The sequence below is a fragment of the Janthinobacterium sp. Mn2066 genome, from assembly GCF_049319705.1.
Classification (GTDB): domain Bacteria; phylum Pseudomonadota; class Gammaproteobacteria; order Burkholderiales; family Burkholderiaceae_D; genus Janthinobacterium.
This window is the reverse complement of record NZ_JBMOUF010000006.1, coordinates 1-15,823: the sequence shown is the minus strand read 5'-3', so window position 1 is coordinate 15,823 and position 15,823 is coordinate 1. Positions and strand designations below refer to the sequence as shown.

16 protein-coding genes are annotated in these 15,823 nt (G+C 60.7%); 6 read left to right on the top strand and 10 right to left on the bottom strand.

The window, feature by feature from the left end; all coding sequences use genetic code 11:
* Positions 1 to 161: 161 nt before the first annotated feature.
* The 3 genes from ACL9RI_RS12595 to ACL9RI_RS12585 all read left to right on the top strand — a co-directional run bounded on the left by ACL9RI_RS12595 (position 162) and on the right by ACL9RI_RS12585 (position 4,657).
* Positions 162 to 2,012, top strand: a complete 1,851-nt coding sequence (locus ACL9RI_RS12595) for a M61 family metallopeptidase (RefSeq protein ID WP_422726918.1) — start codon at positions 162 to 164, stop codon at positions 2,010 to 2,012.
* 156 nt (positions 2,013 to 2,168) lie between these two features.
* The gene (locus ACL9RI_RS12590; protein ID WP_422726917.1) at positions 2,169 to 3,338 is read left to right on the top strand and encodes a GGDEF domain-containing protein; all 1,170 of its coding nucleotides are present in this window, start codon (positions 2,169 to 2,171) and stop codon (positions 3,336 to 3,338) included.
* 116 nt (positions 3,339 to 3,454) lie between these two features.
* Positions 3,455 to 4,657, top strand: a complete 1,203-nt coding sequence (locus ACL9RI_RS12585) for a GGDEF domain-containing protein (protein ID WP_422726916.1) — start codon at positions 3,455 to 3,457, stop codon at positions 4,655 to 4,657.
* Here ACL9RI_RS12585 and ACL9RI_RS12580 read toward each other — a convergent pair.
* The 7 genes from ACL9RI_RS12580 to rpe form a co-directional block, all read right to left on the bottom strand.
* Positions 4,608 to 5,096 (bottom strand): hypothetical protein, encoded by a 489-nt coding sequence (locus ACL9RI_RS12580; protein WP_422726915.1) that lies wholly within the window; start codon positions 5,094 to 5,096, stop codon positions 4,608 to 4,610. The two genes, ACL9RI_RS12585 and ACL9RI_RS12580, sit on opposite strands and share 50 nt — an antisense overlap.
* Entirely contained in the window at positions 5,096 to 5,896 is an 801-nt protein-coding gene (gene trpC / locus ACL9RI_RS12575) for an indole-3-glycerol phosphate synthase TrpC (protein WP_422726914.1), read from the bottom strand. The genes ACL9RI_RS12580 and trpC overlap by 1 nt, the downstream gene beginning before the upstream one ends.
* 34 nt (positions 5,897 to 5,930) lie before the next feature.
* Positions 5,931 to 6,974 (bottom strand): anthranilate phosphoribosyltransferase, encoded by a 1,044-nt coding sequence (gene trpD, locus ACL9RI_RS12570; protein WP_422726913.1) that lies wholly within the window; start codon positions 6,972 to 6,974, stop codon positions 5,931 to 5,933.
* A gap of 70 nt (positions 6,975 to 7,044) precedes the next feature.
* Positions 7,045 to 7,608: an aminodeoxychorismate/anthranilate synthase component II gene (locus ACL9RI_RS12565; RefSeq protein WP_422726912.1), complete on the bottom strand. Its 564-nt coding sequence runs from the start codon at positions 7,606 to 7,608 to the stop codon at positions 7,045 to 7,047.
* Position 7,609: 1 nt separating this feature from the next.
* The gene (gene trpE / locus ACL9RI_RS12560; protein WP_422726911.1) at positions 7,610 to 9,106 is read right to left on the bottom strand and encodes an anthranilate synthase component I; all 1,497 of its coding nucleotides are present in this window, start codon (positions 9,104 to 9,106) and stop codon (positions 7,610 to 7,612) included.
* Positions 9,107 to 9,353: 247 nt separating this feature from the next.
* Positions 9,354 to 10,070 carry a phosphoglycolate phosphatase gene (locus ACL9RI_RS12555; RefSeq protein ID WP_422726910.1) on the bottom strand — a complete coding sequence of 239 codons (717 nt, stop codon included), beginning with the start codon at positions 10,068 to 10,070 and terminating at the stop codon, positions 9,354 to 9,356.
* Complete coding sequence (gene rpe / locus ACL9RI_RS12550; protein ID WP_422726909.1) at positions 10,070 to 10,741, bottom strand: ribulose-phosphate 3-epimerase; 672 nt, start codon at positions 10,739 to 10,741, stop codon at positions 10,070 to 10,072. The genes ACL9RI_RS12555 and rpe overlap by 1 nt, the downstream gene beginning before the upstream one ends.
* Before the next feature lie 107 nt (positions 10,742 to 10,848).
* Here rpe and apaG point away from each other — a divergent pair, with 107 nt between their 5' ends.
* On the top strand, positions 10,849 to 11,223 hold the full coding sequence (apaG, locus tag ACL9RI_RS12545) for a Co2+/Mg2+ efflux protein ApaG (protein ID WP_422726908.1): 375 nt from the start codon (positions 10,849 to 10,851) through the stop codon (positions 11,221 to 11,223).
* A gap of 9 nt (positions 11,224 to 11,232) precedes the next feature.
* Here apaG and ACL9RI_RS12540 read toward each other — a convergent pair whose 3' ends face one another.
* Positions 11,233 to 11,397: a hypothetical protein gene (locus tag ACL9RI_RS12540; RefSeq protein WP_422726907.1), complete on the bottom strand. Its 165-nt coding sequence runs from the start codon at positions 11,395 to 11,397 to the stop codon at positions 11,233 to 11,235.
* Positions 11,398 to 11,491: 94 nt separating this feature from the next.
* On the opposite strand from ACL9RI_RS12540, the gene ACL9RI_RS12535 reads away from it, so the two are divergent.
* Positions 11,492 to 12,667: a murein transglycosylase A gene (locus ACL9RI_RS12535; RefSeq protein WP_422726906.1), complete on the top strand. Its 1,176-nt coding sequence runs from the start codon at positions 11,492 to 11,494 to the stop codon at positions 12,665 to 12,667.
* A gap of 25 nt (positions 12,668 to 12,692) precedes the next feature.
* On the opposite strand, the gene ACL9RI_RS12530 is transcribed toward ACL9RI_RS12535, so the two are convergent.
* On the bottom strand, positions 12,693 to 13,130 hold the full coding sequence (locus ACL9RI_RS12530) for a universal stress protein (protein ID WP_422726905.1): 438 nt from the start codon (positions 13,128 to 13,130) through the stop codon (positions 12,693 to 12,695).
* Positions 13,131 to 13,248: 118 nt separating this feature from the next.
* A complete protein-coding gene (locus ACL9RI_RS12525; RefSeq protein ID WP_422726904.1) occupies positions 13,249 to 14,553 on the bottom strand; it encodes an MFS transporter in 1,305 nt (434 codons plus the stop codon).
* Between the two features lie 79 nt (positions 14,554 to 14,632).
* Between ACL9RI_RS12525 and ACL9RI_RS12520 the strand changes: the two genes are divergently transcribed.
* Positions 14,633 to 15,409, top strand: a complete 777-nt coding sequence (locus ACL9RI_RS12520; protein WP_183737167.1) for an enoyl-CoA hydratase — start codon at positions 14,633 to 14,635, stop codon at positions 15,407 to 15,409.
* The last annotated feature ends 414 nt before the right edge of the window (positions 15,410 to 15,823 follow it).

Here is a 15,823-nt window from a genome sequence, read left to right as displayed (position 1 = left end):
ATCGCCGGATGCATAAAACAGCGCGCCCTCAGCAGGCGCGCTTTTTTTTCGGCGGGTGCTGGAGCGGCTACAATCGATATCCTGTGCGATAGTAGTAGCTTGAAGATGATCCATGCGGGGCAGTGGCGCTCCCGGGAAGACTTGCCAGATACGAGGAAACCATGAAAAAAACAGCAGTTAAAAAAGTCCCGGCCAAACCAGTTGCCAAGAGCCCCGCCGCCGGCATCGTCTACACCATCGCCGCTGCCGACCTGGCTGGCCATATGTTCAAGGTCAGCTTGACCGTCAAGTCGCCGGCCGCCATCGGCCAGGTGTTCTCCCTGCCAGCCTGGATACCGGGCAGCTACATGATCCGCGAATTTTCGCGCAATATCGTCAGCATCGGCGCCACCTCCGAAGGCAAGCCGGTCGCCCTGACCAAGCTGGATAAACACTCGTGGCAAGCGGCGCCTTGCCAGGGGCCGCTGACGGTGGAATACGATGTCTACGCCTGGGACTTGTCGGTGCGCGCCGCCCACCTGGACCAGAACCACGGTTTCTTTAACGGCACCAGCGTGTTCCTCAGTGTGCTGGGCCAGGAGTCCGAGCCGCATGAAGTCAATATCGTGCAGCCGAAAGACGCCGCCTGCAAAACCTGGCGCGTGGCCACCACCCTGCCGGAACTGAAGGCCAGGCGTTATGGCTTCGGCAGCTACCAGGCCGCCAACTACGATGAATTGATCGATCATCCGGTGGAAATGGGCGACTTCGCGCTGGCCACTTTCAAGGCGCATGGCGTGCCGCACGATATCGTCGTCACGGGCAAGGTGCCTAACCTGGACCTGGACCGCCTGTGCCGCGACTTGAAAGCCATCTGCGAAACGCAGATCGCCTTTTTTGAACCGAAGACCAAAAAAGCGCCGATGGACCGCTACGTGTTCATGACCATGGCTGTCGGCGACGGTTATGGGGGCCTGGAACACCGCGCCTCGACGGCGCTGATCTGTGCGCGCGCCGACTTGCCGACCACGGCATCGAGCAGCAGCGAGATCGGCGACGGCTACCTGAAATTCCTGGGCCTGTGCAGCCATGAGTACTTCCATACCTGGAATGTGAAACGCATCAAGCCGGCCGCCTTTGCGCCATATCAGCTGCAGGCGGAAAGCTATTCGCCGCTGCTGTGGTTATTCGAAGGCTTCACCAGCTACTACGATGACCTGATGCTGGTGCGTGCAGGCCTGATCGACGAGGCAGCCTACTTCAAGCTGCTGTCTAAAACTGCGAACAGCGTCTTGCGCGGCAGCGGCCGCACCAAGCAAAGCGTGGCCGATTCCAGTTTCGACGCCTGGGGCAAATACTATCGCCAGGACGAAAACGCGCCGAACGCCATCGTCAGCTACTACACCAAGGGCTCGCTGATCGCGCTGGCTTTCGACCTGACCTTGCGCAGCAAGACCGATGGCGCCAAATCGCTGGACGACGTGATGCACGCGCTGTGGCAGCGTTATGGCCGCGATTTCTATAAAGGCAAGGCGCGCGGCGTGACGCCGGCCGAAGTCGAAGCCCTGTTCGACGAGATTTCCGGCACGCGCATGAAGCCCTTCTTCGAGCGCTACATCCGCGGCACCGACGATGTGCCGCTGGCGCGTCTGCTGGCGCCGTTCGGCGTCAAGTACAGCGATGCGCGCAAGACGGAAAAAGCGAGCCTGGATGCGAACCTGGGCCGCGATGGCAATGACGCCAAGCTGGCACAGGTACACCAGGGCGGCGCCGCCCACCTGGCCGGCCTGTCGGCGGGCGACGTGCTGGTGGCCGTCGATGGCTTGCGCGTGACGGGCAGCCCGGCCAACCTCGATACCTTGCTGGGCCGTTACGCGGTGGGCGCCAAGGTGGCCATCCACGCTTTCCGCCGCGATGAGCTGATGACATTTACTGCTACCCTGCAAGGCGACCGCGTACCGGGTGTCAGCATGACGGTATTGCCGGCGCCGAAAAAAGCGGCAGGGCTGAAGCGTCCCAGCGCAGCGCAGTAAGAGCACGGCCGTTTAGCCACACGGCCAGCCTGGCGGGGCGAGAATTTGACCCGTCAGGCGCACTGCGCTGTTTTTTCACGGTACAATTTCCGCAACGCAACTTTCCGTGCTTGCTGGCATGCCTCAGGGCTATCCGCCCACCGTACCGTTTCCTCCGTGAGAATTGATCCTGCTACTGTCATCTTGATGTCGACCCTGATGACGGTAGCCATGTCCGTGGTCATGTTTGCAGCGCAGCGCAGCTTTCCTCCCCATATACAAGGCTTGCGCGAGTGGGGCCGCGGCATGCTGACCCTGGTGGCGTCGAGTGCCTTGTTCGCCCTGCGCGGCCTGGTGATGCCGGAAATCCTGCTGCCTCTGGCGAATACCGTGTTTCTGTGGGGAATGGGACTGGTCTTGATCGGCACGCAGAAATTCTATGGCGTGCGGCCCAGCTGGCGGCTGTTTCATGCGGCCTGGCTGCTGGGCTTGCTGGTGATGGCGTGCTGGCTGTATTGGCGGCCAAACTTCGCCATGCGCGTGGCGCTGATGTCTTTTCTGGTGCTGGCCCTGAACCTGGCGCAATTGCTGGTGATTGTGCGCCATGGCGAGCGCCACCTGTCGACCAGCTTCTTTGCGGCCCTGGGCTTGCTGCAGGTATTGTCTGTATTGCATCGCGGCATCACCGCCTTGCAGGGTGGTGCCGGTGCAGACCTGGTACAGGGCGGCCAGTATCACGAGCTGTATCTGACGGTAATGGCCTTCTTGACCCTGCTGCTGCCGGTCGGTTTCATGACGGTGGCCACGCGGCGCTTGCAACTGCTGCTCGAGCAGCGCTCCAATCTTGATCCGCTGACGTCCGTGCTGAACCGGCGCGGCTTCGCCGACGCGCATGCCAGGGAAAGCGCGCGCCTGCAGCGCAGCGGCTTGCCGCTGGCCGTGATGAGCATCGACCTGGATTTTTTCAAGGCCATCAATGATGCGCACGGCCATGCCGTGGGGGACCTGGTGCTGGTCGACGTGGCGGGCGTGATTACGGCAGCATTGCGCGCGGGTGATTTTGTCGCCCGTTTCGGCGGCGAGGAATTCGTCGTGCTGCTGCCCGATACGGACCAGGAACGCGCCATCCTGATCGCGCAGCGCATCCGGCAAGTGCTGCATCAGCCGCGCCCCTCTGGCGCCATGCACCTGCCGCGCTATACGGTCAGTATCGGCATCGCCTGCCAGCATGGCAGCGGCGAGCCATTGGACGCCATGTTGCTGCGTTCCGACCGGGCCCTGTACCGCGCAAAGCAGGCAGGCCGCGACCGCATCGAGACGGGCGAAGACGATCCTGCGGTGGCTTAAGCCTGGCATGCCTGAGCGTGACAGGCGATAAACATGGCTCATTGGTCCATGATGGCAGACCCAGTGGGCGATAACTGCACTAGAATTGCAAGCATGTTTGATTCTCCAGGCTGACCGTGGAAACCCTCGATCCCCGCACCATCGTGTTCATGACTACCCTGATGTGCGGGGCGATGAGTATTGTCATGTTTTCGGTGTATCGCAGCTTCCGGCACGAAGTCCATGGCCTCGGCCACTGGTCGGCCGGCTTGTTGCTGCTGGTGCTGGCCGCGATGGTGTTTGGCGCGCGCGGCGTGCTGCACGATGCACTGGTGCTGGTGGGGATGAATGTCGCCCTGATGGCAGGTATCGGCTTGTCCATGCTGGGCACCGAGAAATTTTATGGACAGCCTCCCAGCCTGCGCCTGTACTGGCTGGTGGTTTGCCTGGGCATGGCCGGCATCGCCTGGTGGCTGGTAGTGTATCCCGATTTCCCCCGGCGGGTGGCCGTCTTCTCATTCCTGGTCTTTATTTTCTATGCACGCCAGGTGCAGCTGGTGGTGCGCCACGGCGAGTGGCATTTTTCCAGCATATTCTTTGGCGCGCTGATGGCGCTGCAGGCTTGCGTGGTGCTGGCGCGCGGCGTATCGGCGCTGCTCAATGACGGCGCCAGCGTCAATCTGATGACTTCCAGTACCCAGGCCAGCATTTACCTGGCCGTCGCCAATTTCATGGCCTTGCTGCTGACGGTCGCTTTCATGACAGTGGCCACGCGCCGCCTGCAAGCGATACTGGAACGCCGCTCTACCCATGATCCGCTGACGCAGGTGCTGAACCGGCGCGGTTTCGGCGACGTCTATGCGCGCGAAAAGGCGAATTTTTCGCGCCACCGCCAGCCGCTTACCTTGCTCAGTATCGATCTCGATTATTTCAAGACCATCAATGACCGCTATGGGCATATGGTGGGCGACCAGGTGCTGGCGCACGTGGCTGGCATCATCGGCCGCGCCCTGCGCGAATCGGATTGCGTGGCCCGTTTCGGCGGCGAGGAATTTGTCGTGCTGATGCCGGACATGTCGCCGCATAATGCGCTGGGCGTGGCCGAGCGCATCCGCAGCCTGCTGCGCGAACCTGCCGATGTGGGGCTGCCCCCCTGCACGGTGAGTATCGGCGTGGCATGCCAGGCCTCGACGGAAGAAGAGCTGGAGCAGTTGCTGTCGCGCGCCGACGCCGCGCTGTATCTGGCCAAGGCGAATGGCCGAGACCGCATCGAGCTTGACGCCAGCGGCCCTACTGCGGACCGGACAAGGTCCGCAGCTGGAACTGATAACGCTCGTTGAAGAGGAATGTTTCGGAAAAATCCAGTGTCTTGTCGCGCTTGCGCATCAGTTGCGCCGTGGGTGGAAACGCTTCCGTCACGCGGTGCACGGCGGCCAGCGCCACTGCCGAGGCCTCGCTGTCGCGCGAGCGGTGCACGCGCACTTTTTTCAGTGTTCCATCGCGGCCGATGCTGAGATCGAGCACCACGATGGCCGGCAGCATGGCCGGCAGCGGGCCATCAAAAGTGCTGTCCGGATTGGCCGCCACGATTTGCCGCGCCACCAGCAGTTTGTAGGCGGCGATGGTGTCTGCCGGCGGCTCCGGCTCCGGGGCCGCGACGGGGGGAGAGGGTGTTGCGGGGGCGCTTGCCGGCGCCGGAGCAGCTGGTTCCGGCGCCTTTTGGCAAGCAGCCAGCGCCATTACGATGGCAAACGGTATGGCTGCCCGCGTAATAGGCATCAGCTGAACAGGCGTTCCAGTTCCACGCCGGGATCTGGCGCGCGCATGAAGGCTTCGCCCACCAGGAAGCTGTGTACATCGGCCGCACGCATGCGCTGCACGTCGGCGTTGCCGGCAATGCCCGATTCGGTGATCACCAATCTGTCTTGCGGGATGCGCGGCAGCAGATTGATGGTGGTATCGAGCGAAGTTTCAAAGGTGCGCAGATTGCGGTTGTTGATGCCGATCAGCGCGCTCTTGAGTTTTAAGGCCGCATCGAGTTCTGCGCCATCATGGCTTTCGATCAGCACGCCCATGCCCAGTTCGTGGGCGCAGGCTTCCATCTCGGCCATCAAGCCATGGTCCAGCGCCGCCACGATCAGCAGGATGCAGTCGGCGCCCATGGCCCGCGCTTCATAGATCTGGTACATATCGACCATGAAATCCTTGCGCAGCACAGGAATGTCGCAGGCGGCGCGCGCCTGTTGCAGGTAGTCGACCGAGCCCTGGAAGAATTGTTCGTCCGTCAGCACGGACAGACAGGCCGCGCCGTGGGCCGCATAACTGGCGGCAATCTCCGCCGGGCGAAAATCGGCACGGATCACGCCTTTTGATGGCGAGGCTTTTTTGACTTCGGCGATGATGCCAGGTTTGCCGCTGGCGATATGCTGGCGCAGGCTCGCTTCAAAGCCGCGCAGGTTGGCGCGCAGGGCGCTGTCGTTTTCCACCTCGCCGCGCAGGCTGGCCAGGCTGCGGTGAGCCTTCGCCCTGGCGACTTCGTCGGCCTTCACGGCCAGGATTTTATCGAGTATGTCGGACATGATGGTCGCTGTTCCAGAGAGGGTTGTGGATAGTTTACGCTTGCGCCGGGCGGCCCAGCTGCTGCGTCACTTGCACGAACTGATCGAGTTTCGCCAGCGCGGCGCCCGAGCTGACGGCCAGGCGCGCACGGGCCAGGCCATCTTCGATCGAGCTGGCCACGCCGGCCGCGTACAGCGCCGTGCCTGCGTTCAGGGCCACGATGTCGGAAGCGGCACCCGGCTCGCCGCGCAGCGCTTCCAGCATTTTTGCCTTCGATTCGGCGGCGTCGGCCACTTTCAGGTTGCGGCTGGCGATCATCGACAAGCCAAAATCTTCCGGGTGAATCTCATATTCGCGGATTTCGCCATTGATCAATTCACCGACCATGGTACCAGCGCCCAGCGAGACTTCATCCATATTGTCGCGGCCATACACCACGATGGCATGCTGCGCGCCCAGGCGCTGCAGCACGCGTACCTGGATACCCACCAGGTCGGCGTGGAACACGCCCATCAGGATATTCGGCGCGCCGGCCGGATTGGTCAGTGGCCCCAGGATGTTAAAGATGGTGCGCACGCCCAGCTCCTTGCGCACGGGCGCCGCGTGTTTCATGGCGGCGTGGTGATTCGGTGCATACATGAAGCCGATGCCCGTTTGCGCGATCGACTGGGCGATCTGTTCGGGCTGCAGGTTGATGTTGGCGCCCAGCGAGTCGAGCACGTCGGCGCTGCCGGACGAGGACGATACGCTGCGCCCGCCATGCTTGGCCACGCGGGCACCGGCAGCGGCGGCCACGAACATCGACGCCGTGGAAATGTTAAACGTGTGCGCGCCGTCGCCGCCCGTGCCGACGATGTCGAGCAAACGGGTGGTGTCGGCCATCGGCACCTTGGTGGAAAACTCGCGCATGACTTGCGCGGCGGCGGCGATTTCGCCGATGGTTTCCTTTTTTACGCGCAGGCCCATGGTCAGGGCAGCGATCATGGTGGGCGACATTTCGCCGGACATGATCTGGCGGAACAGGTACAGCATTTCGTCGTGAAAGATTTCACGGTGTTCGATACAGCGCAGCAGGGCTTCTTGTGGGGTGATCGGCATGATGCTTCCTTCTTCAATGATGGCGCAGGAGGACGCTGATGGCGCGCGCAGTCAGGCGCGCACTCTGGAATCAGCGCTCGAGAAAATTCTTCAGCAGGGCGTGGCCGTGCTCCGACAGGATCGATTCAGGGTGAAACTGCACACCCTCGATATCGTATTCCCGGTGGCGCACGCCCATGATTTCGCCGTCGTCCGTCCACGCGGTCACTTCCAGGCAGGAAGGCAGCGAGGCGCGTTCGATCGCCAAAGAGTGGTAGCGGATCACTGTGAAGGGGCTGGGCAGGTTTTTGAAAACACCCACGCCCGTATGCGCGATGACTGAAGTTTTGCCATGCATGACTTGCTTGGCGCGGATCACCTTGCCGCCAAATGCTTCGCCGATGGCCTGGTGGCCCAGGCAGACGCCCAGTATCGGCTTCTTGCCGGCGAAGTGCTTGAGCACTGCCACCGAAATGCCTGCCTGCGCCGGCGCTTTCGGGCCGGGCGAGATGCAGATGCGGTCCGGGTTCAGCGCTTCGATGTCAGCAATGCTGATTTCATCGTTGCGGTAGACCCGCACGTCTTCGCCCAGTTCGCCGAAATACTGCACGATGTTGTAGGTGAAGGAGTCGTAGTTGTCGATCATTAGCAGCATCTCAGAGCTCCCCATCCAGTCCATCTTGTACTTGTTCGGCGGCGCGCAGTACGGCGCGCGCCTTGTTTTCGGTTTCCTGCCATTCCATTTCGGCGATCGAGTCGGCCACGATGCCGGCCGCAGCCTGCACGTACAGCATGCCGTCCTTGACGACACCCGTGCGGATGGCGATCGCCACATCCATTTCGCCGCCAAACGACAGGTAGCCGCAGGCGCCGCCATAGATGCCGCGCTTGCTGATTTCCAGTTCGTCGATCACCTCCATGGCACGCACTTTCGGCGCGCCGGTCAGGGTGCCGGCGGGGAAGGTGGCGCGCAGCACGTCCAGGTTGGACAGGCCGGGTTTCAAAGTGCCTTCCACGTTCGAGACGATGTGTTGCACATGCGAGTATTTTTCGATGACCATGCGGTCGGTCACTTGCACGCTGCCGGTTTCGGCGATGCGGCCGATGTCATTGCGGGCCAGGTCGATCAGCATCACGTGTTCGGCGATTTCTTTCGGATCGGCCAGCAGTTCAGCCGACAGTTCTGCGTCGCGCTCTGGCGTGGCGCCGCGCGGACGGGTGCCGGCGATCGGGCGCAGGGTGACTTTTTTGCCGCCGTCCGCTGTCGTTTCGTTACGCACCAAAATCTCGGGCGAGGCGCCAATGATCTGCATGTCGCCGAAATTATAGAAATACATATACGGCGATGGATTGAGCGAGCGCAAGGCGCGGTACAGGCTCAAGGGCGAATCAACATACGGTTTGCGGATGCGCTGGCCGATCTGCACCTGCATCAGGTCGCCGGCCATCACGTATTCATGGGCGCGGGCGACGGCCTTCAGGTAGTCTTCTTTCGGAAAGTCGCGGATGGTTTCCGTGCGCACCGAGGCGCTGGTGACCGGGGCGTCGAGGCCGCGGCGCAGCATCATGCGCAAGTCTTTCAGGCGTTGCCGCGCTTTCGAGAACGATTCGGGCTGGGTCGTGTCGGCATAGACGATCAGATACAGTTTGCCGGACAGGTTGTCGATCACGGCCAGTTCTTCCGTCACCATCAACTGGATGTCGGGCAGGCCCAGGTCATCTTTCGGCGCACCGCCAGCCAGTTTTTTCTCGATATGGCGCACCGTATCGTAACCGAAGTAGCCGGCCAGGCCGCCGCAGAAGCGCGGCATGCCAGGGCGCAGTGCGACCTTGAAGCGAGCCTGGTACTGTTCGATGAAATCGAGCGGATTGCCTTCGTGAGTTTCGATCACTTCGCCATTCTTGACGATCTCGGTGCGGCTGCCATGGCTGCGCAGCACGGTGGTGGCGGGCAAACCGATGAAGGAATAGCGGCCAAAGCGTTCGCCGCCGACCACGGATTCCAACAAGAAGGTATTCTTGCCGCCCTGCTGGGTTTGCGCCAGTTTCAGGTACAGCGTGAGCGGGGTTTCCAGGTCGGCGAAGGCTTCCGAGACCAGGGGGATACGGTTATAGCCTTGCTGGGCCAGCGATTTGAATTCGAGTTCGGTCATGTTTCTCTCCATGCCGCCAGGGCACGCAAGTATGCAATTACGCGATACTGCACTCTGGCGGAGGTTGATCAAAAAACCTGCCGGATGCGCACGGGCAGCCGACAGCAATCGTTACACGGCTCGGCCTTAAGCCTGCCAGGATTGCCAGCGTCGCCAAAGCCAGGCCTCAATCGAGCCGGTTTGGGTGACATTGTGTTTTTTGATGAGAAACGGGTTCACGATGGTGTTTGGTCAGTCAGTATGCGTATCAGTGTGAAGTCAAATTTTGCATGCGAATGAAATGGGCTGCTTCGAGCAGCGTATTTACTATACCATCGGAATCGGTATCGTGTATAGAGTGTCCGTGATTGTATCCATATGGCACGGTCAACACGGGGCAGCCCGCAGCCCGGGCCGCTTGCGCGTCATTCGAGGAGTCGCCGATGGCTACCACTGTGGCTGGCGCCAGGTCGAAATCCGCACATACTTGCAACAGCGGCAAGGGGTCGGGTTTTTTCTTCGCCAGCGAATCGCCACCGTAAATAATCTCGAAATAGCCAGCCAGATTTTTCTGCTGCAGCAGGGGCAGGGCGAAGGCGACCGGCTTGTTGGTGACGCAGGCCAGGCGCAGGCCGGCCGCTTTCATCGCTTCCAGGCCCTGGACCACATCCGCGTACAAGGTGCTGAAGTCGCCATTGATGGCCAGGTAATGGCGCTGATAGGCATCCATCGCCTGCTCGAAGCGCTGTTCCACGCCGTCGGTATCGAAATCGAGGGCCAGCACGCTGCGGATCAGGTTTTCCGAGCCCTTGCCCACCATGTTCTTGATGGCGTTTTCGCTGATGGGCGCCAGGTCAAACTCGCTGCGCATGCCGTTGATGGCGACATGAAAATCGGGCACGGTGTCGAGCATCGTGCCATCGAGGTCGATGATGGCCGCGCGCACGCCGGCCAGGACGCCGCTCTTCACTGTGCCCGCGCTCATCAGGCGGCTACCTTGGCCAGTTCGGTCCGCATGGCGTCGATCACGGCCTTGTAGTCAGGCTTGCCGAAGATGGCCGAGCCGGCAACAAAGGTGTCGGCGCCGGCAGCGGCGGCAGCAGCGATATTGTCGATCTTGATCCCGCCGTCCACTTCCAGCATGATGTCGCGACCCGACTCATCGATCATGCGGCGCGCTTCGGCGATTTTTTTCAGCGCATGCGGGATGAAGGACTGGCCGCCGAAGCCTGGATTGACGGACATGATCAAAATCATGTCGATCTTGTCCATCACGTGTTCCAGGTAGTGCAGCGGCGTGCCGGGGTTGAACACCAGGCCGGATTTGCAGCCATTGTCGCGTATCAGTTGCAAGGAGCGGTCCAGGTGGTCCGATGCTTCCGGGTGAAAGGTGATGATGTTTGCGCCGGCCTTGGCGAAATCCGGGATAATGCGATCGACTGGCTTGACCATCAGGTGCACGTCGATGGGCACTTGTACATGCGGGCGTATCGCTTCGCAGACCAGCGGGCCGATCGTCAGGTTGGGCACATAGTGATTATCCATCACGTCGAAGTGGATGATGTCGGCGCCAGCGGTGACGACGTTGCGAACTTCTTCGCCCAAACGGGCAAAGTCGGCGGACAGGATGCTGGGAGCGATACGGAATGTAGTCATGGCGAGTGGGCTAGAGTGTAGAAATTGCGATTGCCGCTATTTTACGCTTGCCACCGCTGCCATGCCCTTTTGAAATACAGAACAGTGACGAACAGATAAGGATAATGATGGCGACTTATGAATTTACGGTAACGGTCAAGACGCAGTTTTTGCCCGAGCAGTCGGCGCCGGAGCAGGGCCGCCATGTGTTCAGCTATACCATCAATGTGAAGAACACGGGCACTGCCGGTGCACAGCTGATTGCGCGCCACTGGGTCATCACGGACGCCAATAACAAGGTGGAAGAAGTGCGGGGGCTGGGCGCCGTCGGCCATCAGCCGCTGCTGCAGCCGGGCGAACAGTTCGAATATACGAGCGGCACCGTGCTGGCCACGCCGCAAGGTTCCATGCGCGGCGAATATTTCTGCGTGGCCGAAGACGGCCATCAGTTCGAAGCGGCTATACCGGAGTTCGTGTTGTCGCTGCCGCGCACCCTGCACTAAACTATCGCGCTATTTCAGCTTGTCGGTCTGCTGTTCTTCCGCGCCGACCTGTTTCTGTGCTGGCGGCGCGGGCTGTTTCCCTGCGCTTTTGCCCTTGCCCTGATACATGGTCCACCAGACTATGAATACCAGCAGGAAAAACGCCACCAGCGCCTCTATCATCAAGACCCACATACGCACTCCTATGTTATTGACACGCAGCTTATTTAAACGTAACTTATTTGCACGTTCCAGTCTACTCGTTCCCCTGGTTTCCGTCGCGTTCATCTTGTCGGCCTGTACCACGCCGCCCGCGCCGACCAATGTTGCTACCGGCCCGACACCACCGGTCAGCAAGCCTGTGCCGGCCAAGCCGGCAGCCACCGAGACCAAGGATGGCAAGGATGCGCAGGCACCCACGTTTACCCCCGTGAGCTTTTCCGCCTTGCCGGGCTGGGGCCGCGACGATATGCGCGCCGCCTGGCCAGCGTTCATGGCGTCGTGCAATGTGCTGGCCAAGCGGCCCGACTGGAAAGAGTCGTGCACCATCGCGCGCCAGGTGAATGCCGATAGCGACAAGGCCATCCGCCAGTTCTTTGAAGCGTTCTTTGTGCCCAATCAAATCGTCGCTCCCGATGGCGCCAGCACAGGCCTGGTTACCGGTTATTACGAACCTTTGCTGCATGGCGCGCGCAAGCGTGGCGGTCCTTACCAGACGCCGCTGTACAAGGTGCCCGATGACCTGGTGACGGTGGATTTGTCCAGCGTGTATCCGGAATTGAAAAACATGCGTTTGCGGGGCAAGCTGGTAGGCAAGAAAGTCGTGCCTTATGCCACCCGCGCCGACATCGAGCGTGCCACCTCGGTGGTGGGCAAGGAGCTGATGTGGGTCGATGACGAAGTCGAAGCGTTCTTCCTGCAAGTGCAGGGCAGCGGCCGCGTGCAACTGACCGATACGCAGGAAACCGTGCGCGTGGCGTATGCCGACCAGAATGGTTATCCGTATAAATCGATCGGCCGCTACCTGGTCGACAAGGGCGAGCTGACCATGAGCCAGGCGTCGGCGCAGGGCATCAAGGCGTGGATCGCCGGACACCCTACGCGCAAGGACGAGCTGTTCAACGCCAACCCCAGCTATGTGTTCTTCAAGGAAGAGCGCTTGCCTGACCCGAAAGTGGGGCCGAAGGGCGCGCTGGGCGTGCCGTTGACGCCGCAGCGCTCGGTCGCCATCGACTCGCGTTTCGTGCCGCTGGGCGCGCCGTTGTTTTTGGCGACCACGCAAGCCAATAGCGATATCCCCATGCAACGCCTGGTGATGGCGCAAGATACGGGCGGCGCCATCCGCGGCCCCATCCGTGTCGATTATTTCTTTGGTTTTGGCGCCGAAGCGGCGGAGAACGCTGGCCGCATGAAGCAGAGCGGCCAGGTGTGGGTGTTGTTGCCGAAGCAAGTGCCAGCGCGCTAAGGCACCAGCGTCAAGACTGGTCCTGTCAGCGCAGGACCAGCACGGGCACCTGGGTGTGGCCCAGCACCTTTTGCGTTTCGCTGCCCACGAATAACTTGTTCAAGCCCTTGCGGCCATGCGAGGCCATCAAAATGATGTCGCAATGGTAGTTTGCCGCCGCGTTGACGATTTCTTCGTACGGGCTGGGGGAGATGGTCACCAGGCCTTCGAAGGCGAGGCCGGCCGCCTGCGCTGCCTGGCCCAGCTTGTCGACGGCGTGTTGCGCAGCCGTATGCATCTGTTCTTCATATAGCCCCGCATCGAGCACCACGCCACCGTCGGCCATCGGCGAAAACGGGAAAGGCTGGACTACACTGATGGCGACCAGCTTGGCCTTGTTCAATTGCGCGAAGGCCAGCGCCGTTTCGGCGGCCTTGTCGGACAGCGGCGAGCCGTCGGTAGGAAATAAGATGGTGTTAAACATGGCATGCTCCTCAAGTGATGTCGTTAGCTTATGGATTTCCCCCAAGCAAAACATTGATGTACATCAAATCTGTCAGGCTTTGACTTAACGATATGACAGTGTATGCCTGATCTACGGATCAGGTGCGTACGCCACGCAGCGGCGTGCCCCAGGTCATGGCGATGGTCAGTAAGACACTGCCGGCGGCGATGCAAGCCATGCCATTGCGCACGCCGAAGTGCTCGGCGATCCAGCCGGCGGCCAGCGCACCGAGCGGCGCCGTGGCTACCGTCAGGAAGCGCATGGTCGAGGTCATGCGCCCCAGCATGGGGTCCGGCGTGACTTTTTGCCGCAAGCCCATATATGGAATGAAGAACAGCATCACGCCGCAATCGAAAAAGAACATCAGCACGGCATAGGCGGCCGCGCTGGCATGCGCGCTGCCGAACAGCGCGGCGGGGATGGCCGGTGTCAGGGCAAAACACAGCGAAGTCGAGGCCAGGCCGATCAGGATGGTGGGGCCGGTGCCGTAGCGGCGTGTCAACGGTTTGACGATGATGGCGCTCAGCAACATGCCGGCGCCGCCCAGCATCTGTGCCATGCCCAGTACGCCAGGACTCATGCCCAGGTTATGGGTGGCAAACAAGATGGTCAGCGCCATGCTGGCATAAAACAGGAAATGCCAGATACCGGCGCCCCAGGCCAGCGCGCGCAGCAGTGGCTGGCGCCACACGAATACCAGGCCATCGGCGATATCGCGCAGTGCATGCTTGCTTGACGGGGCAGGACGCGGATCGCGCGTACTCATGGCCCGCAAGTTCATGACGGAAATCAAATAGCCGCAGGCCGTGCAAAAAACGGCGGCGGGGGCCGACAACACTTGCACCAGTACGCCCGCCAGGCCGGGGCCGATCAGGCGCGAGGCCGATTCCGTGGCGGCAAATTTCGATTGGGCATCGATCAATCCCTCCCTGCCGACCAGGAATGTCAGGAAGACTTGTTCCGCGCCGCCACCGACCACGAAGCCGGTGCCGATCATAAAGCCCACGACATATAACCAGGGCATCGACAGCAGGCCGCACCAATACGCAATCGCCACGCTGGCCAGCGCCAGGCCCGACATGCTTTCACTGAACAGCATGATCGGGTGCTTGCTGCGCCGGTCCAGCAACACGCCTACCGGCAAGCCGAACAGGGCAAACGGCAAGGCTTGCAGGGCGACCAGCAGCCCCATCTGTTCTGGCGTCGCGTGCAAGAGCAGCACCGCGCACAGGGGCAGGGCCAGCGAGGTGATCTGGGCGCCGAAGCAATTAAGCCCATTGCTGAACCACAGCCGGCGAAAGTTGATGGTGGCGGCGCTGCCGTCACCGCGCAGGCGGCGGGCGCAATACTGGAACAGGGAAGAGTAAATACGGCACGCTATATAAGATAGGGGAGTAGACAATAATATCAGTGTGCCGCAAGCAGTGCAGCCGCTACAATCGACATCACCAGTTGATCACCAACTATCGAGAGGAGACACCATGCAATATGAAGACTTGATCATCGACATCCAGGACCGCGTCGCCGTTATCCGCCTGAACCGCCCGAAGGCGCTCAATGCGCTGAACGAAAACATGATGAACGAACTGGGCGATGCTTTACTCAAATTCGACGCCGATGAGAAGATCGGCTGCATCGTGCTGACCGGTAGCGAAAAAGCCTTTGCTGCGGGTGCGGATATCGCCGCCATGGCTGATTACACCTACCCCGACACTTTTACCAGCGGCTATATCAGCCGTAACTGGGAACATATCCTGCGCGTGCGCAAACCTGTGGTCGGTGCGGTCGCCGGTTATGCGCTCGGTGGCGGCTGCGAACTGGCCATGATGTGCGATTTCCTGATCGCCGCCGACAGCGCCAAATTCGGCCAGCCTGAAATCAAGGTCGGCGTCACGCCAGGCGCGGGCGGCACCCAGCGCTTGCCGCGCGCGATCGGCAAGGCCAAGGCCATGGATTTGCTGCTGACGGCGCGCACCATCGATGCGGCGGAAGCTGAACGCATCGGCCTGGTGTCACGCGTGGTGCCGGCCGATAAGCTGCTGGAAGAAACCCTGGCCGCCGCCAGGACCATCGCCGCCATGCCGGTCTCGGTGGCGATGATGATCAAGGATTGCGTCAACCGTGCTTTCGAAACCACCCTGACCGATGGCGTCGCCTATGAGCGCCGTTTATTCCAGGCCGCCTTCGGTACGCCGGCCCAGAAAGAAGGCATGCACGCTTTCCTGGAAAAGCGCTTGCCAAACTTCGATGGTCTTTGATATGATTCGCCTCCCCGATGAAACGCACTCGTTTGCGAGACAAGAGGGAGAAAAAAGAAGGTTGACGAAACGAACTAAACGCTTCATACTCTTCCTTCTTCGCAGCTGACAAACACAACGCTTTGTCGATAGCGCGAAAGCAGTAACCGAATTGAGTTCTTTAACAATTAACAGTCGATAAGTGTGGATATTTGATGAAAGTGCAGCGTTACTTCGGTAACGTCATACTTAAAATATCAAATGTTCACAAGAAATAATGAAATAGGACGCTACGAAAGTAGTGGCCTGTCAGTTTTTTGAGTGAGCGACCCGTTAGCAATAACGGTGCCGGTAAAACGGCAAAGTAACAGAGATTAAACTGAAGAGTTTGATCCTGGCTCAGATTGAACGCTGGCGGCATGCCTTACACATGCA